Source organism: Caulobacter sp. UNC279MFTsu5.1 (genome assembly GCF_900114015.1).
Lineage (GTDB): Bacteria > Pseudomonadota > Alphaproteobacteria > Caulobacterales > Caulobacteraceae > Caulobacter.
This window is the reverse complement of the sequence record NZ_FORN01000004.1, coordinates 86,726-106,011: the sequence shown is the minus strand read 5'-3', so window position 1 is coordinate 106,011 and position 19,286 is coordinate 86,726. Positions and strand designations below refer to the sequence as shown.

The window sequence follows — 19,286 nt, the reverse complement described above, 5'->3', positions numbered from 1 at the left end:
CCCCCGCGTTTTGAGCCCTCGAGCGCGTGAAGCTCGGGCGGGGCGCCCAGGGTGCAGTGGGGTTGGCGTTGGTGGAAGCGACGGGGCGGATGGGCGTGGTCGGCCCCGCCAGAAGCGTAAGCAAGCGGATGCTGGACGTGCTGGGCGCGGTCCTGGTCCTGGTGTTCTTCCTGCCCGTCGGCCTGGTGATGATCGCCGGGATCCGCTGCAGCCGGCGCGGTCCGATCTTCACGCGCGTGGAGACCGTCGGGCTGCATGGCCGCACGTTCGGGCGCTGGCGTCTGTATCGGCCGATCGAGGGCGGGACTCTGTTCGATCAGGTGCTCTGGCGGGCGGGGCTGGCCGACCTGCCGTCGGCCGTCAACGTGATCGAGGGCGACATGTCGCTGATCGGGCCCAGGCCGCATTCACCCGGGCAGGACGCCTATCTGCGCCAGGGGCGGTCGGATTACGCACGTCGCCTGGAGGCGAGGCCGGGGATGATCTGGCCGCGCGGCGCCGAGGGCGAACCGTCCTGGAACGCCGAGCTGGACTATGTGGTCCGATGGTCGGTGTTTTTGGATCTGAGGGTCGCGGCCCTCTATGCGATCCAGGGCCTGTTCCGCGAGGAGCAGGGCGTCGACTAGAGGCCGGAGCGCGTTTCGAGGGCGAGACCGCTCACGCTTTCGCCCATGCGCTCCAGGTTCAGCGCGCGATGACCGCCAGGCCGACGATCAGGCCGGCCCACAGACCAAGATTGGCCAGGATCACGCTCAGCCGGGTCAGCGAGACGTGGCGTTCGTGGCGGTGCTTGTAAGTGTAGGCGGCGGTCGTCATGGGCCCTTAACTCCGAATTCTACAACCGCGTCAAAAACTTGAGGCGGACGTACAGTAGATACGTATGCATGCCACAAAAGTTTCGTATGTCACTCGCTTAGTCGGAGATTTTTCACCGTAAACGGCGATTATTTTGCTGCACGTCCTGAGTTGGACCTGATTTTTTGTCATCGATGTCAAATAATCGCGTGAAATAACGTCTTTCAGGCGTTTGAGGGCTTTGTGCACCCTTAGCGTGCATAAGGCCCTTTGAGGGGCGAAATCCGCCTGGGGGCGAAGGCCCGGCCGAGCGAGTCGGGAGGGGCAGGGCCTGCGACGGATCGAAATTCAGCCGCGCTCTCCAACGAGTCCGTCATTCTCGCCCTGAAATGACGGGGATAGACCGACACCGGCAAAGGTCGGTCGCCGGCATCGACAATGAAAATGGTGATCATCTGTTTGAGGTGGCGGGTTGCGGAACGTTCGCGCCTTGAATCCAAAATATCGGCCTAGCCTGCTGCGCCTGGATCTCGCCGTTCGGCTGCCTTTGGCCGGCGCTTGGAGCGTGGGCAGAGCGGCGCGAGGGCGAAGGCGAAGCTCAATAGCCGTTCGCGTCCGAGCGCCCTAGGCTGGCTGGTCAGCGCGCTGAGCCGCTCCAGCAGCCTTGAGACCTCCCGTATATCCTCCTTGCTCAGCCAGCCCTTGTTGCGGGAAACCCAAAGTTCGCGTTCGGGTCCCTCGGTCAGAACTTCCTCGGACGTCAGTGCTGCCTCGAAGTCCTGGGCGGCGATCTGTAGGAGCGCGTCGGCGAATGCGCCCAGTTCGCGTCCATTACCCTGTGGCCCTAGGTCATAGGCGAGCCGCAATGGGCCGTCCCCCTCGCCGGCCAGTCGATAGCGGCGCTCGTCGTTGCTCGCGACGGGAACCTCCTCCACCAGCCCGCCATCGGTCAGTGCGCGCAGATGGTAGTAGAGGCCGTCCGCCGGTCGGCCCAGATGCGCCGCCATAGCCGCAACGCTCGCCTCGCCGCCCAGGGCCGCCAGCGTGTCGACGATTTCCTGCCGCACGGCCGAACTCAGAAGCCGGATCTGCGCCGGGTCGCGAACAGCGCGCTGACCGAACGATTCAACCACGTCATGGACTCTTGTTGAAATTCACTGGTATTATTTCAACACATGGGCGTGTCGGCAAGCTCGTCGCCGTCGGAATCAGGAACGGGTTTTGCAAACACATCTCTTCAGGCGGCTGGGTCTGGCCCTGGTCGCTGCGGCTCTGGTGGGCGGTTCGGCCATGGCGGCGGAGGCGCCGATCTCCGTCGCCGGTCTCCGGGCCGACCTGCGGCTGGCGGTCGACACAATCGAGCGGAACCATCCAGACCTCTCCCATTCGGTGAGTAAGCTACAGCTGGAGCGCGCCGCGCGGCGGATCGACCGCCAGCTGGGCCGTCCAATGACTCAAGCGCAGGCCTGGTCTGCGCTGGCGCGGCTCAATCCGGTGCTCGCGGATGGCCACCTTTTCATTGGCCTGCCCAATTGGCGGAAGGAGAGCGCCCAGGCGAAGGCTGAAGGCAATGTGTTCTTCCCCTTCGAGGTCAGTCTCGACACGCATGGCGTTTTGCGGGTCGTCTCCGCCCTGGGCGGTGCGCCAACGCCGTTCGCCGGCCAACGCATTCGGCGCATCAACGGGCAGGACGTGGGCCCATTGGTGAGGGAGTTGTTGGCGCGCGCGCATGGCGACACTCCCGCATCCAGATCCGCTCTATTGGCCAAGCGCTGGTGGCTCTTCTACGCCAAGGTCTACGGATCGCCGGTCGCGTTCGACATCGACCTGGCCGCCGCCGGCCGCCAGACCATAGTGGGCAGCGGCGAGACGCCGGCCATCCTGCAGGAGGAGGCGAGCTTCGAACGCACGTACAAATGCGATGTGAGTAAGCAAGGAGCCGTCCTGACAGCCGCTGCGTTTTCATGGCCGGACAAGGGGAAGTTCTTTGACTTTACTCACGATTGCTTTGCGAGAATCGCCAAGGCGGGCGCGCCCCGGCTGGTCATCGACATCCGCCAGAACGGCGGCGGGGATGATGACATGTGGCGCGACGGTTTGCTCCGCTACATCGCTAACCGGCCTTACAAGCATGGCTCACGATACATCAAGCGGGTGCTTCAACCGAATGCGCCTGGCGAGGTCGCCGGCCAGATCGTCTCCGGCGTGATCGAGACCGCAGCCAAGCCGCCGGCCGATGAGCCGCTACGGTTCGCGGGAGAGGTGTATGTGCTGGTCGGCCCGCTTACCTATTCCTCCGCCGTGCTCTTCAGCAACGTGGTCCAAGATTACCGCTTCGCCAAGGTCGCCGGGGTAGGTGGTGCGGTCCGCGCACGCCAGTCGGGCGGCGTTCAGAGCCTCCGCCTGCCAAACACCGGCCTTCTGCTATTCTATCCCCGGTTTGTGCTCGACCGCCCCTCGGGAACGGCGACGCCCACCTATATCGAGCCCGACCTGCTCATTCCCGACAACCCGCTCCACCCGGAGGCTGCAGTAGATGCGCTGCTGGGTTCGAATGACCTGCCATCACTCCCGACACAGTAACTCCAGATCACTTGCTACGGTCCGAGTAGGGCCGTAGTCCGCCCCAGCGTCCTGTCGGCGAACAGACATTCAGATCGCTACTGCGAGGAATTGTCGGTCTCGGTGAACACCCGCCCTTGTGGTGGGAATCCCTTTTGCCGCCGCAAGTGCGAGCGTGTGGCGCGCCAGCCCGCCAAGGCGCTTGCCCGTCGGCTGAACCAGGGATTCCCGCCACAAGTCCGAGGATGACGGATCAAGGCGGAGGGCTTGGGTGTTGGCCCAGCCGCCCTAGGTCGCCGCGCGCTCGGTCGCGACGATGAAGCCGCCGCCCAGCACGCGCTCGGGATCGGCGGGATCGTACAGCACGCAGGCCTGGCCGGGGGCGACGCCTTCTTCCAGCCCGTCGAACACCAGGCGCGGTTCACCGTCCACCAGGGCCAGGCGGCCCGGGACGGGTTCGCGGGTCGAGCGCACGCGGGCCAGCACCGGCGCGCCGGCGGCGGCGGCGGCCTCCAGGCTGTCCTCGACGCCCAGCCAGTTGCCTTCCTTTAGCGATAGCGCCCGGGTCAACAGGGCCTCGCGCGGGCCGACGATCACCTGGCGCTTGTCGGCGTCGATCCGGACCACGAACAGCGGGTCGCCCACGGCGACGTTCAGGCCTCGGCGCTGGCCGATGGTGTAGCGGGTGACGCCCTCGTGGCGGCCCAGCACGCGGCCGTCCAGGTGCACCATGTCGCCGGGCAGGGCGCCCTGCGGCCGGATCCTGTCGATCACCGTGGTGTACTTGCCCTCGGGCACGAAGCAGATGTCCTGGCTGTCGGGCTTGTCGGCGATGGCCAGGCCGAGTTCGGTCGCCACCTGGCGCACGGTCGGCTTGTCCATGCCGCCCAGCGGGAAGCGCAGGAAGTCCAGCTGCTCGGCCGTGGTGGCGAACAGGAAATAGCTCTGGTCCTTGGCCGGGTCGGCGGCGCGACGCAGCTGCGGGCGGTTGCCGCCGCTCGCGAAAGCCCGTTGCACGTAGTGGCCGGTGGCCATCGCCTCGGCGCCTAGGTCGCGGGCCACGTCCAGCAGGTCGCGGAACTTGACGGTCTGGTTGCAGCGCACGCAGGGGATCGGCGTCTCGCCGCGCAGATAGGCGTCGGCGAAGTCCTCGATCACCTGTTCCTTGAAGCGGCTTTCGTAGTCCAGCACGTAGTGCGGGATGCCGATCCGCTCGGCCGCCATGCGGGCGTCCAGGATGTCCTGGCCCGCGCAGCAGGCGCCCCTGCGCGAGATCGCCGCGCCGTGGTCGTAGAGCTGCAGGGTGACGCCCACCACGTCGTAGCCGGCCTTGGCCAGCAGGGCCGCGGTCACCGTGGAGTCAACCCCGCCGGACATCGCCGCGACGATCCGCGTCCCGACCGGCAGGCCCACGGCCGCGCGCGCCTGCTCGACGGCGCGGTCGAGGGCGGAGGGGGCAGGGGCGAAGAGGGCGGTGTCGGCGTCCATCGCGGCCATATAGCGAGTTATGGCTGGTTTTGCGAGGTTTGCGGATGTCGCGGCGTGTCGCGGTTCGCGAGCGCGCGCCCTAGGGGGCGGTGTTGCAAAGGGCGCTCTCGTCGCGGCGGCCCGGCGTGCACCATGCCGTCCGGGCCTGCGTCTCGGTCAGGATTTTATCGATCCGGCCGGTCACGGGGTCGCCGACGACACCGATCCCGATCTCGCCGTCCTCCGGATAGCGGCAGCCTTCGCTGTGAACGCCCTCGATCACAAAAATTCTCGCGTGATCGGCGTCCTGCCAGCTGTCGAACCAGGAATGGACGTAGACGCCGGGACCGCCGCACTTGAAGCGCCGGACATACTGCTTGGCCGCCGTCCATCGCAGCGCCTTGATCCGGTGCGGCGATGACTGTCGAAGGTCGACATAGCTGAGATAGCTGGTCTGTCCGGAGCCGGCGTTGTCGGAGACGATGAAACCGGTCGAAGCCGGATTCCAGATCAGACGACCATAGTCGATCACGCCGGCCGCGGTCGTCCTGACCCCGTCATCGACGCTGATGCGGCCGCCGCGAACGACTACCAACTTGCGGCCGTCCGGCGAGGGAAAGCATTCGGTCGCCCCGAACTCGGCTGGCTGGACCTGATCGCCCTTGGGAACCGCGCAGCCCTCGGGACGAACGACGTGGCGCGCCGGTCCGCCCGCGACGGCGGGCCCGCAGGCGAGGGCGAGAAGAATGACGGAGCACGCAACCTTGAGCATGCGGCCAGAGTGCGCGTGCGATCGCCGAAACGCCAGGCCCGCCTTGACCCTTTGAGAGGGTTCCGCCCCCTACTTCAGCACGTTCAGCAGCGACGAGTTCTGCAGGCTCGCGAACACCTGGGCCGAGGCCTGGACGGCCAGCTTGGCCGACTCCAGGCGGGTGATCGCCTCGGCCATGTCGACGTCGGTGATGCCGCCGACCATGGTGCTCAGGGTGTCGGCCTGGTCCGACAGCTCGGTCTTGGCGGTCTCGAAGCGCTTCTGGTTCAGGCCGTTCTGGGCCTGGGCGGTGGTGAGGCCGGTCTTGACCGTGTCGAAGGTCGGCAGCAGGCCCTTGAGGAAGTCGCTCTGGGCCTGGGTCAGCTTGCCGGTGAACGGGCCGTTGGCGTCGACATAGGCCTGGACCTGCTGGAAGGCGCCGTAGACGCCCGTGCCCAGCTTGTCAGCCAGCTGGCCGGTGTCGACCGAGGTGGTGTCGTCCACGCGGTTGCTGGTGATGTACTGGTCGTTCTGGAACAGCGTGGCGATCGGCGGGCCGGCGGTCAGGTCGGCCATGCTGGTGGCCGTGGTCGGCTGGGTGTCGGACTTGGCGCCGGCGAACACGTAGCGGCCGTTGAACTTGCTGTTGAGGCCCTGGACCACGTCGCCGAAGGCGCCGTTCAGCTGCTGCATCAGGGTCTCGGCGCTGCCGGCCGCGATGGCGTTGGCGATGGCGTCGCGGGCGTCCTGGGTGGCGTCGGCGACCTGGCCGACGCCGATGTCCTGCACGTCCAGCCGGTTGGAGACCAGGGTCGTCTGGTCCAGGAAGCCGGCCACCTTGGCCTGGGCGGTCTTCATGGCCGTCAGGACCTCGGCGTTCTTGGCGTAGCCCTTCAGGTCGTTGGCGTTCTTCTGGCTGGAGACCTGTTCGCCGGCGACGTTCTGCAGCACCTGGGCGCGCATCAGGTTGCTGGTCATTACGCCGAAATTGCCGGAGGTGGAGACGCGGGTCATGGCTTAACCTCAAGCTATGTTGGTGAGGACATCGAACATGTCCTTCGTCGCCTGGATCAGGCGGGCGGAGGCGTTGAACGCCTGCTGGTAGGTGGTCAGATTGACCAGTTCCTCGTCGAGGTTGACGCCTTCCTGCGACTGGCGCTGGGCGTCGACCTCGGTCTTGACGGAGTCGGCCGCTTCCTTGCGGCTGGTGGCGGCGGCGGCCTTGCGGGCGATCGAGCCGCTGAAGTCGGCGCCGTAGCTCAGCACGGTCTTCTTCGAGCCGGCGGTGTCGCCGGCGTTGGCGAAGCTGGTGGCGGTGTCGCCGGCCTTGGCCAGGGCCAGGGCGCCGCGGCCGTCGCCGGTCGCCAGGGCCGGGACGCCGGCCGCCACGGTCAGGTCCAGCTTGGCGAACGGCAGCTTGGCCGGATTGGCGTCCATGGCCGGATCCACCTTGAACAGGCCGCCGCGGGTGCTGCGCTCGCTCATGCCGACACCGAACAGCTGGCTCAGCGACGGACCGCCGACGCCGCGCTGGGTGGTGTCCTCGACCACCGACAGGCTGACCGGGGTGGCGCCGTTCGGGGTGAAGGTCAGCTCGCCCTTCGAGCCCAGGGCGAACGCGCCGTAGAGGCCCACGCCCGAATTGCGGGAGTTCAGGGCGTCGATGGTTTCCTGCATCGAGCCGGTCCCGGTGGGGATGGTCACCTCGATGTCGCGGATGCGGCTGCCCTCGCTGTCGGTCAGGCGCAGGGTGATGGTCTGGCCGGGCGTGAAGCCGCTGGGGTCGCTGGCCACCATGCCGGTTTCGTAGGGCGAGTAGCCGTCCGAGCGGACGATGTCGTTGAGCCCGAAGTACTGGCTGAAGCCCTTGCCGGCCTTGGTCGAGGGCGTGGTGGCGTCGTCGACGATGGCGACGCCGTTGGTCGAGGTCGTAGTGTTCAGGCTCAGTTGGCCGTTGGCGAAGGCCGCCGTGGCCGTGCCGCCCAGGGCGGTGTTCAGCTGGGTCAGGAAGTTGGTGTTGGTGAAGGCCGGGCCGGCGGCGCCGTTGACGGTCATGGTCCCGGCGCCGAAGTCGACGTCGACGCGCTGGACGATGGCCCCGGCGGCGTTGGTGATGGCGATCGTCGTCTTGCCGGTGAAGTTGGCGAAGGCGGTGTTGGCGTCCAGGCCGGTGTCCTTGCCCGTCATGCTGTTGGGCGCCGGAACCGAGCTCGAGGCGTTCGAGGCGCGGTTCAGTTCCTCGGCGGCCCGGCTGACGAACTCGCCCAGCTGGTCGGAAAGGTTGGGCAGCTCCTTGTTGCGCAGCTCCAGCAGGCCCTGCAGCTCGCCGTTGCTGACGGCCAGCGGCATGACCTGGCCGCCGCTGTTGGCGGTGACGACGGTCAGATAGCCGTTGGCCGGACCCGACTGGTTGTAGGTGACCGTGGCCGGGCCGTTGCCGGCCAGGGTGACGCCCTCGGCCGAGCGGACCATGACGCCGCCGTTGGCGCGGTCGCTGACCTGGATGTTCATGTAGGTCGACAGCTCGTTGATCAGTCCGCTCTGGACGTTCTCCGAACCGGTGCCGTCGGCGCCCGCCATCTTGGCGCGGGTGATGTCGACGTTCAGGGCGTCGATCTGCTTGAGCAGGTCGTTGACGCGGTCGACGTCGGCGCCGATGCGGTTGTCGGTGTCCTTGATCTGACTCGACAGCGACGAGGTGATGCGCTTGCTCTCGCCGAGGAAGTCCTCGACCTTGGTGATGGCGCTGCTGCGCAGCAGGGTCGAGGACGGGTCGTCCGCCGCCATGGAAAAGGCGGCGTAGACATTGTCCAGGGTCGCGAAGAAGTTGGTCTTGTCGCTGGGGTCGCCGAACAGCTTCTGGGCGTTGTCCATGGCGGTGGCGACCGCGCTGGTGCGGCCGGCGTCCGAGGCGCCGTTCAGGCTGGCGGCGGCCATGAACTTGTCGGTGGCCCGTTTGATGGCGTCGATGTTGACGCCCACGCCCATGCCGTTCGACACCAGGTTGGACTGGGCGATCGTCTTGCGGACATAGCCGGCGGTGTTGATGTTGGCGACGTTGTCGGAGGTGACGCGAAGGCCTGTCTGGGCCGCCATCATCCCCGAAGTCGCCACGTTCAAGATGGTGTTCAACGACATGGTCTATTCTCCGGCCTGCTCGGCAAACCACGAACGGCGCGACGCGACCTTGCCCGGCGAAAACTGCCGGGCGTAGCGGGGCTGCTCCCCCGTGGCGATGTGCAAGCCATTGAAATTCATGGCGATCCGTTCCTGACGTCGAGCGAGCGACAGAAACCCATGCGCAAGGAGGGCGCCAACTGCGGGTGGGGCGCGACGACGCGGCAAGCCTGGCCCTTTCCGCCCCGTTCAGCCCGGCAAAAAGCGCCGTGGTCGGCCTATCCGAAGGTGTAAATGCAAGATTAATATCAAATAAAACAAATAGTTAGTGCGAGTTTGCGAGTTGGCCCGGCGGTTGCTCAGGGAAGTCCGGATCAAGGCGTGTCCTTTTCGGGCCGCCATCCGCCGTGGACTTCATCGACGCATGACCGCGATCGCCGCCCCCGCTTCCGTCCTGCCTTCGGCCCCGGCCCTCGCCGGCGGCTATGACAAGGACGCGGCCGAAGGCTTCGGCGCGCTGCTGGCCCAGGCCGGAAGCGCGAGCGCCTCGAACGACAAGGCCTCGACGCAAGACGCCCGCGACGCCGACACCTCGGCCGAAAGGGCCGCGGACCGGGCGCGGGACAACAAGGCGTCCGGCGCCAAGACGGTCGCCCGCGCCGCCGCCGCCAAGGCCGACAAGGTCGCGGACGCCGCCGACAAGGCCGTCGACGCCAAGGCGCCCGCCCAGGCCGCCGACGCCCAGGCCGCGGGCAAGACCCCGGACGCTCAGCCGGCCGACGGCAAGGTCGACAGCAAGGACCAGGCCGTCGCCGCCGCCGATAACCAAGCGGCCGATGCGGCCACCGGCCAGGCCGACGCCGCCGCCTTGGCCGCCGCCGCCCTGATCGCCGCCATGCAGGCGCCGACGGCCGAGACGCCCAAGCTCGTGGCGGACGCCGCCGCGACCGCCGGCCAGACCGCCCAGGCGTCTCAAGCGATACAGACCGTCGCGACCGAAACCGTCCCAGCCCCGGTTGTCGCCCAGGATGCGCAGGCGCTGGCGTCGGCCCTTCCCGCCGCCGCCCTGGCCACCGACGCCGCCGAAACCGCTCCGGCCCTCGACCTGCCGCAAACGCCGGCGGCCTCGGCCGCCGAGCTCGCCGCCGCTGCGGCGGCCGCCGCCAAGTCCAAGACGACCGGGGCCCCGCAGGCCGCCAAGGCCGACGCCGCCCCGACCGCCCAGGCCCCGCAGGCCGCGGCGACGCCGACGGCTCCGGCCGCCGAAGCCGCCGCCGCGTCGGCCGCCGACCTCGCTGAACCCGCGCCTGTCCAGGCCGCCGCCGTCCAGTCCGCCGCGCCGGAAGTCGCCGCGGTGACCGCCAAGGTGGTCAAGGCCGCCGAACCGAAGGCCGCCGCCTCCACCACGGCCACCGCCGTCGCGGCGGCCGTGGCCACCCCCGCGGCCGAGCCGGCCCACGGCCAGGTCGCCGCCCCGGCCCACGCCGCGACGACGGGCGAAGGCGCGATGGGCGACGGCGCCCAGGACCAGGCCAGCGCTCGGAGCTCGGCCTCGAAGGACGCCGCGCCGGTCGCCGTCGCCGCCGAGACTCCCGCCGCCGCCCCGACCTTCGTCGCCCCCGGCACGGCCGCCGCGCCGGCCCCGATCGTCGCGGCTCAACTGCCCAAGGCCGGACCGGAGACCGTCAACCACCTGACGACCGAGATCGCCAGCAAGGCGGTGGTCGGCAAGACCAGCCGCTTCGACGTCGTGCTGCAGCCGGAAGGCCTGGGGCGCGTGGACGTGCGCATCGAGATCGCCAAGGACGGCAAGCTGACCGCCGCCCTGAACTTCGACAACCCGGCCGCCGCCGCCGACATGCGCGGCAAGTCGGGCGAGCTGCGCCAGGCCCTGGCGGCCGCCGGCTTCAACGTCGCCGACAACGCCCTGAGCTTCGACAGCTCGAGCCAGAACCAGGGCGGTGGCCAGGGCCAGAACGCCTTCCTCAACTTCCACGACGGCGAGAACGGCCGTCAGGCTTTCCAAGGCCGCGCCTTCCGATCGGCGCTGGGCGAGGAAATCCCCACCCTGTCCCCGTCCGCCCTGCTGCCCGGCCTCCGCGTCGCCGAGAGCAGCGGCGTCGACGTCAGAATCTAGGAGAGCCCGCCATGGTCACCGCCACCGGCAGCACCGGCAACGCCACCCTCGACAAGATCAACAACTCCCGGAACTCGCTCGCCAACAACGAGCAGACCTTCCTGAAGCTGCTGACCACCCAGCTGAAGAACCAGGATCCGCTGTCGCCCACCGACACGACCCAGATGACCAGTCAGATCACCCAGATGACCGGGGTCGAGCAGCAGCTGGTGACCAACGACCTGCTGACGGCCCTGGTGGGCATGAACACCAGCGGCGGCATCAGCGAGGGCGTCAACCTGATGGGCAAGCAGGTCACCGCCGAGACCGACAAGTCGGTGCTCAAGGGCGGCGAGGCGACCTGGAGCTACACCCAGAGCCGCGCGGCCACCGGGGTCAAGGTCGAGGTCGTCGACAAGTTCGGCAAGACCATCGCCACGATCCTGCCCGACGACATGTCGAGCGGCGACCACACCTTCAAGTGGGACGGCAAGAGCGCCGACGGAACCAAGCAGCCCGACGGCGGCGAATACACCATCAAGGTGACCGCCACCGATGCCGAAGGGAGCAAGATCACCACCACGGCCAAGGGACGCATCGAAGGCGTCGTCACCAAGGTCACCAACGAGAGCGGCGTCAACATGGTCTGGATCGGCGACACCAAGGTCCCGCTCGACTCCGTGATCGGCGTCACCAATCCCACGACCGCCTGACGGTCGTCGCGACAAGATGAACGGGCGTCAGAACGACGCCGTCGCGGTCTCCCCCGGCTCCGCCGGATTTCGAGACCCAAACGCAAACCGCGCTGAACCTCAAACCCTTTCGTTTTTGAACTTCATCGCAGGATCGCAGTCATGAGCATCAACAGCGCCATGCTCGCCGGGGTCTCCGGCCTGATCTCCAACTCGTCGGCCCTGGCCGCGATTTCGGACAACATCGCCAACGTCAACACGGTCGGCTACAAGCGCAGCTCGGCCAACTTCTCGACGCTGGTCACCGCCCAGAGCAAGAACGCCACCTACAGCGCCGGCGGCGTCAAGGCCCAGACCCACCAGTTCATCAGCCAGCAGGGCCTGACCCAGGCCACGACCTCGAACCTGGACCTGTCGATCGCCGGCTCGGGCTTCTTCGTCGGCACCGAGAAGCCGGAAGGCCTGACCGCCACCGACACCCGCTCGTTCACCCGCGCCGGTTCGTTCCAGCTGGACAACCTGGGCTATCTGAAGAACGACGCCGGCCTCTATCTGCAGGGCTGGCTGGCCGACCCGGTGACCGGCACGATCACGCCCGACCCGTCGGACCTGACCCAGCTGTCGTCGATCAATGTCGGCACGGTCGGCGGCACCGCCGAGAAGACCACCCGGGTCGGCGTCAACGCCAACCTGCGTTCGGAACAGGCCGTCTCGGCCGCGGCCAACGCGGTGTCGGCCAAGACCGGCGTGCTCGACAGCAGCGGCGCCACCAGCAACTTCTCGGTCTATTACAGCCCGACGGGGACCGGCAACCAGTACGCCGTCGAGGTCCGTCAGGCCGGCGTGACCGTGGCGACCGGGGTCAACACCTACGACCCGACCACGGGCGCGCTGCTCAGCACCACCCTGCCGGGCACGGCGCCGAACGTGCAGATCGCCGCGGGCCCGCCCGCCGTGACGGTGACCCAGGCCCAGCTGGGCGTGAACACCAAGGCCGACGCCATCGCCAGCGGCGCCTACGACCCGGCGACCCGCTCGATGTCTGACTACGCCGAGGATCCGACCACGGGCGTCAAGCCGGACTTCGAGATCCAGATCCCGGTCTCCGACTCCAAGGGCGGCCAGCGCACGGTCACCCTGTCGCTGCTGAAGGGTCCGGGCCCCAACGAATGGTTCGCCGAACTGCGCGCCAAACCGGGCGACCTGGACAACAACACCAACGGCCTGATCAGCTCGGGCAAGATCACCTTCACCACCGACGGCAAGCTGAACTCGGTCGGCAACCTGTTCGGCGGCGTCACCCCGACCGCGATCAACATCGGCGCCTCGGACCCGACCGTGGCCAACCTGGCCCCGCCGGCCGTGACCCCCCCGCGCTGGGCCGACGGTCTGGGCATCGACTCCCAGGACATCCAGATCGACCTGGCCAGCGCCGCCGGCGGCCTGACCCAGTACAACAGCCAGTCGGTGGTCCAGTCGGTCAACACCAACGGCACGGCCTTTGGCAACCTGACCAACATCGAGGTCGACGACCAGGGCTACGTCTCGGCGATCTTCGACAACGGCGTGACCCGCCGGATCGCACAGGTTGCGGTCGCCACCTTCTCGAACCCCAACGGATTGAAGGGGGTGAACGGAAATGCATATCGCGTCACCAACGAAAGCGGCACCTATAGCTTGAAGACTCCGGGGCAGGGGGGCGCGGGCGTGATCGCTCCGTCCACGCTGGAAGCTTCGACGGTCGACTTGTCGACCGAGTTCACGGGGTTGATCACGACGCAGAGAGCCTATTCGGCTTCGTCGAAGATCATCACCACCGCGGACCAGATGCTAGAAGAGCTTCTGAGCATTAAACGGTAATTACAGGTCTTAACTGACCTTAATTGTCCTGTGTCACATTGATACATCACGGGAGTAGGGAGAAAGCCTCGTGTTTCAGTCTTTCTTTACTATTGGAATTAAGCGCCTGTTATTTCCCGGCGCGTATATTCCTCTCCAACAGTGATGGTTGTGGGAAAGGCGTAAAGCCATGTTGCAGCAGCAGCGCACGAACAGCCGGGGTGAGAAGTACGTGATCGGTCCGACCGGCGCGCCGCTGACTCTCTCCGACTTGCCGCCTCCGGAAACCCAGCGTTGGGTGATCCGGCGCAAGGCCGAGGTGGTGGCCGCCGTCCGCGGTGGTCTCCTCTCGCTCGACGAGGCGTGCGATCGGTACAAGTTGACCAACGAGGAGTTCCTCGCGTGGCAGCAATCGATCGACCGTCACGGCCTGGCGGGTCTGCGGACCACGCGGCTTCAGCAGTACCGCTAGTCGGCGGCGTCAGAAGTCCAAGGCGCGCCAGGGTTTTCGAGCCCTCGGCGGTCCAGTCGAACAGTTCAGCGGCCGCGTCCCCCCGGGGCGCGGCCGCGACCTTTTGGCGCCCCCGGGTCCCCCTTGGAGGGGGCCTTTGTAAACGACCCGTTTACCTTGCACTGGGTAAATCCTGCCTAGCGACGGCGTGCTCCGGCGCGCAGCGGCTGGCGTCCCCTCTCGGGACGCCGTTCAGGGGTAGGGCGTAGGTTGGACAAGTTCCTCAGCGCGATTCAAAGGTTTGGCGTCGGCCGTCTGGCCGCCCTGATCGGCGTCGCCGCGGGCGCGATCGCCGTGGTCGCCGCCGTGATGATGATGATGAGCAAGCAGCCCAACGAGCTCTTGCTGTCGAACGTCGACCCCAAGGAATCCGCCGCCGCCACCCAGGCGCTCGACCAGGCCGGCATCAAGTACGAGACCAAGGCCGACGGCTCGACGATCTATGTCGCCCGCGACAAGGTCAATTCCGCGCGCCAGCTGATTTTCACCAAGGGCCTGGTGACCTCCGGCTCGGTCGGTTACGAGATCTTCGACACCGGCAACGCCCTGGGCCAGACCGATTTCGTCCAGCAGCTGAACCGCCAGCGCGCCCTGCAGGGCGAGCTGGAGCGCACGATCCAGGGCTGGGACGGCGTGCGCGCCGCCCGTGTCCACCTGGTGATCCCCAAGCGTCAACTGTTCGAGGAAGACGCCGAGAAGCCGACCGCCGCGGTCACCATCAGCACCGGCCGCGAGCCGTCGGCCGACATGGTCCGCGCCGTCCAGAACCTGGTGGCCGGCTCGGTCGCCGGCATGAAGCCCGACGCCGTCAACGTCATCGACCAGCACGGCAAGACCCTGTCGGCCGGCAACGACGAGAGCCTGGCCGGCAAGCTGGCCCAGGACGCCAAGAGCGAGGCCGAGGCCCGCATCGCCAAGACGGTCAAGGACATGATCGACGGCGTGCTGGGCCCGGGCAAGGCGCGCGTCAACGTCACCGCCGACCTCGACCTGAACCGCGTCACCACCCAGGAACGCAAGTTCGACCCGGACGGCCAGGTGATCCGCTCGGAAAGCACCAACGCCAACAATTCCAGCGAGACCAAGAACGACGACACCGGCGGCGTCACCTCGACCCAGAACATTCCGGGCCAGACCCCGAACGGCTTCCAGCCGCTGGGCTCCAAGCAGGACAGCAACGAGAGCGTCACCAACTACGAGATCTCGGAAAGCACCACGACCACCGTCCAGGAGCCGGGCAAGGTCCGCAAGGTCGCCATCGCCGTGGCCGTCGACGGCGTCACCGCCCCTCCGGGCAAGGACGGCAAGCCGGGCGCCTACACCCCGCGCACCGCCGCCGAGATGGCCCAGCTGGAGCAACTGGTGAAGACCGCGGTCGGCTTCGACCAGGCCCGCGGCGACCAGGTCTCGGTGGTCAATGTCCGCTTCCCGCAGCCCGAGGACCAGGGCCTGGGCAAGGCCGGCCTGCTGGACGGCATGGACAAGAACGACCTGATGCGCATCGCCGAACTGGGCGTGCTGGCCATCGTGGCCCTGCTGATCCTGCTGTTCGCGGTCCGTCCGTTCCTGAAGAGCCTGATGAGCCCGCCGCCGACCCCGCTGGGCCTGGCGCTGAACACGCCGCAGATCACCCGCATGGTGACCCTGTCGGACGGCACGACCCAGGAAGTGATCGTCGATCAGGCGGGCGAGCCGATCGCCATCGCCGGTCCCGCCGACATGGACCAGCGCATCGACATCGCCAAGATCGAGGGCCAGGTGAAGGCCTCGTCGATCAAGCGGGTCTCGGAGTTCGTCGAAAAGCACCCCGACGAGTCCGTCGCGATCCTCCGCTCCTGGCTGCACGAGTCGGAGTAGGCGATGAAGACCTCCGTCAACGACGTCAAGAAGCTGGCCGGTCCCGAGAAGGCCGCGATCGTGCTGCTCGCCCTGGGCGAAGAGCACACCGCGATCTGGGAAGCCCTGGACGACGAGGAAATCAAGGAAGTTTCCCAGGCCATGGCCGGCCTGGGCACGGTCTCTGCCTCGGTCGTGGAAGAGCTGCTGGTCGAGTTCGTCTCGGGCATGAGCTCGACCGGCGCGATCATGGGCTCCTACGAGCAGACCCAGCGCCTGCTGTCGGCCTTCATGCCGCCGGAGAAGGTCGACCAGCTGATGGAAGAGATCCGCGGTCCCGCGGGTCGGACCATGTGGGACAAGCTGGGCAACGTGAACGAGGCGGTGCTCGCCAACTACCTGAAGAACGAATACCCGCAGACCGTCGCGGTGGTGCTGTCCAAGGTGAAGTCCGACCACGCCGCGCGCGTGCTGGCCTCGCTGCCGGAGGACTTCGCCCTGGAATGCGTCACCCGCATGCTGCGGATGGAGCCGGTCCAGCGCGAGATCCTCGACAAGATCGAGCAGACCCTGCGCACCGAATTCATGTCGAACCTGGCGCGCACGTCCAAGCGTGACAGCCACGAGATGATGGCCGAGATCTTCAACAACTTCGATCGCCAGACCGAGGCCCGCTTCATCGCGGCGCTGGAAGAGCGCAACCGCGAGGCCGCCGAGCGCATCCGCGCCCTGATGTTCGTGTTCGAGGACCTGTCCAAGCTGGACCCGGGCGGCGTCCAGACCCTGCTGCGCGCCACCGGCAAGGAACAGCTGGCCCTGGCCCTGAAGGGCGCCTCGGACAAGCTGCGCGAGATGTTCTTCTCCAACATGTCGGAGCGCGCTTCGAAGATCATGCGCGAGGACATGGAAAGCATGGGCCCGGTCCGCCTGAAGGACGTCGACCAGGCCCAGGTCGCCATGGTGCAGGTCGCCAAGGACCTGGCCGCCAAGGGCGAGATCATGCTGGCCGGCGCCGGCGCCGAAGACGAACTGATCTACTAGGGGGATGGCTGAATGACCGACATCGCCCACAAGCGCTTCACCTTCGACACCGTGTTCGACGACCACGGCGGCATGAGCGCGCCGCCGCGGGTGAAGAAGAACTTCACCCTGGAAGAGATGGAAGAGGCCAAGGCCCAGGCCTACGCCGCCGGCGAGCAGTCGGCCGTCGCCCAGGCCGAGCGCGAGGCCGCCCTGGCCCTGAACACGGTCGGCCAGGCGATCCACAGCGCCTTCTCGACCCTGGCCGCCGTGGCCCACGAGCACCGCGAGGGCTCGGCGATGCTGGCCCTGGCCTGCGGCCGGGCCATCGCCGACGCCGCCCTGGACCAGTTCCCGGAGGCCCCGACCCAGGCGGCCCTGGTCGCCCTGGCCCGCGAGGTCGAGGCCAGCCCCAAGCTGACCGTCCGCGTCGCCGCCCACCTGGTCGAGCGCACCCAGGCGGCCCTGGAGCAGACGGCCCAGGCCATCGGCTTCCCCGGCCAGATCGTCGCCCGGGCCGACGCCGTGCCGGCCGCCGCCTTCCTCCTCGACTGGGGCGACGGGCGCGCGGCCTTCAATCCCGACGACGCGGCCGCCCGCGTCACCCAAGCCCTCGAAGCCGCCATCGCGGCCGAGGGTCTCCACGCCGAACCCCTCGTGCCTAGCGAAAGCTGACCGCCATGACCGAAGACAACCTCACCCTCGACGAATTCGGCGGCAGCATGCTGGCCTCCGAGATGCCCGTCGAACTCAGCGACAAGATCGCCTCCGACCTGGCGCCGGTGTTCGACGTGCCGGTCAACATCTCCGCCGTGCTGGGCCGGGCCCACATGTCGGTGGCGCAGCTGCTGCAGCTGTCGGCCGGCAGCATCCTCGAGCTGGACCGCAAGGTCGGCGAGGCGATCGACATCTATGTGAACAACCGCCTGGTGGCGCGCGGCGAGGTCGTCGTCGTCGACGAGCGCCTGGGCGTGACCATGACGGAAATCATCAAGGACGGCGACGCCGCCGGCTGACCGCCTGCGACGTCGAGTGAAGCTTAACCGGTTGGAATACGGGGCGCGCTAGGCCCCAACGGAGAGAAAACGATGCGCCTCCTGGTCGTCGGAAAACTGAACGGACAGCTCTCGGTCGCCGTGAAGATGGCGATGAACACCGGGGCCAAGGTCTCGCACGTCGAGACCGCGGAGGCGGCGACCCACGCGCTGCGGGCCGGCCAGGGCGCGGACCTGTTGATGGTCGAGTACACGCTCGACATCGCGGGCCTGATCGCCGCCAACGAGTCCGAGCGGATCCGGGTGCCGGTGGTGGCCTGCGGCGTCGACGCCGACCCGATGCGGGCCGCCGCGGCGATCAAGGCCGGGGCCAAGGAGTTCATCCCGCTGCCGCCGGACGCCGAGCTGATCGCCGCGGTCCTGGCCGCCGTCACCGACGACAACCGCCCGATGATCGTCCGCGATCCGGCGATGGAGAACGTCCTGCGCCTGGCCGACCAGGTGGCCCCGTCGGAAGCCTCGATCCTGATCACCGGCGAGAGCGGTTCGGGCAAGGAGGTGATGGCCCGCTACGTCCACGCCAAGTCGCGCCGGGCCAAGGCCCCGTTCATCAGCGTCAACTGCGCCGCCATCCCCGAGAACCTGCTGGAAAGCGAGCTGTTCGGCCACGAGAAGGGCGCCTTCACCGGCGCCGTGGCCCGCCGGGTCGGCAAGTTCGAGGAAGCCAACGGCGGCACCCTGCTGCTGGACGAAATCAGCGAGATGGACGCCCGCCTGCAGGCCAAGCTGCTGCGCGCCATCCAGGAGCGCGAGATCGACCGGGTCGGCGGCTCCAAGCCGGTCAAGGTCGACATCCGCATCCTGGCCACCTCCAACCGCGACCTGACCCAGGCGGTGAAGGACGGCACGTTCCGCGAGGACCTGCTCTACCGCCTGAACGTCGTGAACCTGCGCCTGCCGCCGCTGCGCGAGCGCCCGGGCGACGTGATCACCCTGTGCGAGCACTTCGTGAAGAAGTACTCGGCCGCCAACGGCCTGCCGGAAAAGCCGATCTCGGCCGAGGCCAAGCGCCGGCTGATCGCCCACCGCTGGCCGGGCAACGTCCGCGAGCTGGAGAACGCCATGCACCGCGCGGTGCTGCTGTCGCCGGGCGCCGAGATCGAGGAGTTCGCCATCCGCCTGCCGGACGGCCAGCCCCTGGCCCCGGCCCCGGACGTCGCGGTGGCCCGCGGCGCCCAGATGGCGGCCGACGCCGTGTCGCGCACCTTCGTCGGCTCGACCGTGGCCGAGGTCGAGCAGCAGCTGATCATCGACACCCTGGAGCACTGCCTGGGCAACCGCACCCACGCGGCCAACATCCTGGGCATCTCGATCCGCACCCTGCGCAACAAGCTGAAGGAATATTCGGACGCCGGCGTTTCGGTGCCGCCGCCGCAGGGGGGCGTGGCCGCCGCCTGACCGGAAGACCCGTGTTCGGCGCCCGCGACCATCGGTCCGGCGCCCGACATGGCTAATTTCGATTAAGCACATGGCACTAGCGCGCAAATCGCTTCATGCGCGGTAGAGCTTGAACAGCCTCGAAGGT

Annotated in this window: 17 protein-coding genes; 11 read left to right on the top strand and 6 right to left on the bottom strand. The window is 67.8% G+C overall.

What is annotated here, in order from left to right; all coding sequences use genetic code 11:
- The first annotated feature begins 71 nt into the window (after positions 1-71).
- Positions 72-626 carry a sugar transferase gene (locus BM066_RS02945; RefSeq protein WP_255367458.1) on the top strand — a complete coding sequence of 185 codons (555 nt, stop codon included), beginning with the start codon at positions 72-74 and terminating at the stop codon, positions 624-626.
- 58 nt (positions 627-684) lie between these two features.
- On the opposite strand, the gene BM066_RS26800 is transcribed toward BM066_RS02945, so the two are convergent.
- Positions 685-816, bottom strand: a complete 132-nt coding sequence (locus BM066_RS26800; RefSeq protein WP_018062195.1) for a hypothetical protein — start codon at positions 814-816, stop codon at positions 685-687.
- Between the two features lie 488 nt (positions 817-1,304).
- Positions 1,305-1,928, bottom strand: a complete 624-nt coding sequence (locus BM066_RS02940) for a winged helix-turn-helix domain-containing protein (RefSeq protein ID WP_018062196.1) — start codon at positions 1,926-1,928, stop codon at positions 1,305-1,307.
- Between the two features lie 88 nt (positions 1,929-2,016).
- On the opposite strand from BM066_RS02940, the gene BM066_RS02935 reads away from it, so the two are divergent.
- Complete coding sequence (locus tag BM066_RS02935; protein ID WP_018062197.1) at positions 2,017-3,378, top strand: S41 family peptidase; 1,362 nt, start codon at positions 2,017-2,019, stop codon at positions 3,376-3,378.
- 267 nt (positions 3,379-3,645) lie between these two features.
- Here the strand turns inward: BM066_RS02935 and mnmA are convergent, their stop codons facing one another.
- From mnmA to flgK, 4 genes are all read right to left on the bottom strand, one after another.
- Positions 3,646-4,854, bottom strand: a complete 1,209-nt coding sequence (mnmA, locus tag BM066_RS02930) for a tRNA 2-thiouridine(34) synthase MnmA (protein ID WP_018062198.1) — start codon at positions 4,852-4,854, stop codon at positions 3,646-3,648.
- Between the two features lie 70 nt (positions 4,855-4,924).
- The gene (locus tag BM066_RS02925; protein ID WP_089924223.1) at positions 4,925-5,596 is read right to left on the bottom strand and encodes a hypothetical protein; all 672 of its coding nucleotides are present in this window, start codon (positions 5,594-5,596) and stop codon (positions 4,925-4,927) included.
- Positions 5,597-5,665: 69 nt separating this feature from the next.
- Positions 5,666-6,589, bottom strand: coding sequence for a flagellin (locus tag BM066_RS02920; RefSeq protein WP_089924219.1), 924 nt, complete (start codon positions 6,587-6,589; stop codon positions 5,666-5,668).
- A 9-nt stretch (positions 6,590-6,598) separates the two neighbouring features.
- Entirely contained in the window at positions 6,599-8,713 is a 2,115-nt protein-coding gene (gene flgK / locus BM066_RS02915; protein ID WP_026176567.1) for a flagellar hook-associated protein FlgK, read from the bottom strand.
- Positions 8,714-9,116: 403 nt separating this feature from the next.
- Here flgK and BM066_RS02910 point away from each other — a divergent pair, with 403 nt between their 5' ends.
- The 9 genes from BM066_RS02910 (at position 9,117) to BM066_RS02870 (ending at position 19,159) form a co-directional block, all read left to right on the top strand.
- Positions 9,117-10,829 (top strand): flagellar hook-length control protein FliK, encoded by a 1,713-nt coding sequence (locus BM066_RS02910; RefSeq protein WP_018062203.1) that lies wholly within the window; start codon positions 9,117-9,119, stop codon positions 10,827-10,829.
- Positions 10,830-10,840: 11 nt separating this feature from the next.
- Positions 10,841-11,521 carry a flagellar hook assembly protein FlgD gene (locus BM066_RS02905; protein ID WP_018062204.1) on the top strand — a complete coding sequence of 227 codons (681 nt, stop codon included), beginning with the start codon at positions 10,841-10,843 and terminating at the stop codon, positions 11,519-11,521.
- Positions 11,522-11,662: 141 nt separating this feature from the next.
- Complete coding sequence (flgE, locus tag BM066_RS02900) at positions 11,663-13,360, top strand: flagellar hook protein FlgE (RefSeq protein WP_089924216.1); 1,698 nt, start codon at positions 11,663-11,665, stop codon at positions 13,358-13,360.
- A 169-nt stretch (positions 13,361-13,529) separates the two neighbouring features.
- Complete coding sequence (gene sciP / locus BM066_RS02895) at positions 13,530-13,811, top strand: CtrA inhibitor SciP (RefSeq protein ID WP_007675208.1); 282 nt, start codon at positions 13,530-13,532, stop codon at positions 13,809-13,811.
- Between the two features lie 249 nt (positions 13,812-14,060).
- Positions 14,061-15,707, top strand: coding sequence for a flagellar basal-body MS-ring/collar protein FliF (gene fliF, locus BM066_RS02890; protein ID WP_018061389.1), 1,647 nt, complete (start codon positions 14,061-14,063; stop codon positions 15,705-15,707).
- Between the two features lie 3 nt (positions 15,708-15,710).
- The gene (gene fliG, locus BM066_RS02885; protein ID WP_018061390.1) at positions 15,711-16,727 is read left to right on the top strand and encodes a flagellar motor switch protein FliG; all 1,017 of its coding nucleotides are present in this window, start codon (positions 15,711-15,713) and stop codon (positions 16,725-16,727) included.
- Positions 16,728-16,739: 12 nt separating this feature from the next.
- A complete protein-coding gene (locus BM066_RS02880; protein WP_018061391.1) occupies positions 16,740-17,381 on the top strand; it encodes a FliH/SctL family protein in 642 nt (213 codons plus the stop codon).
- A 5-nt stretch (positions 17,382-17,386) separates the two neighbouring features.
- Complete coding sequence (gene fliN / locus BM066_RS02875; RefSeq protein ID WP_018061392.1) at positions 17,387-17,722, top strand: flagellar motor switch protein FliN; 336 nt, start codon at positions 17,387-17,389, stop codon at positions 17,720-17,722.
- Between the two features lie 72 nt (positions 17,723-17,794).
- Positions 17,795-19,159 (top strand): sigma-54-dependent transcriptional regulator FlbD, encoded by a 1,365-nt coding sequence (locus BM066_RS02870; protein WP_018061393.1) that lies wholly within the window; start codon positions 17,795-17,797, stop codon positions 19,157-19,159.
- Positions 19,160-19,286 lie beyond the last annotated feature (127 nt).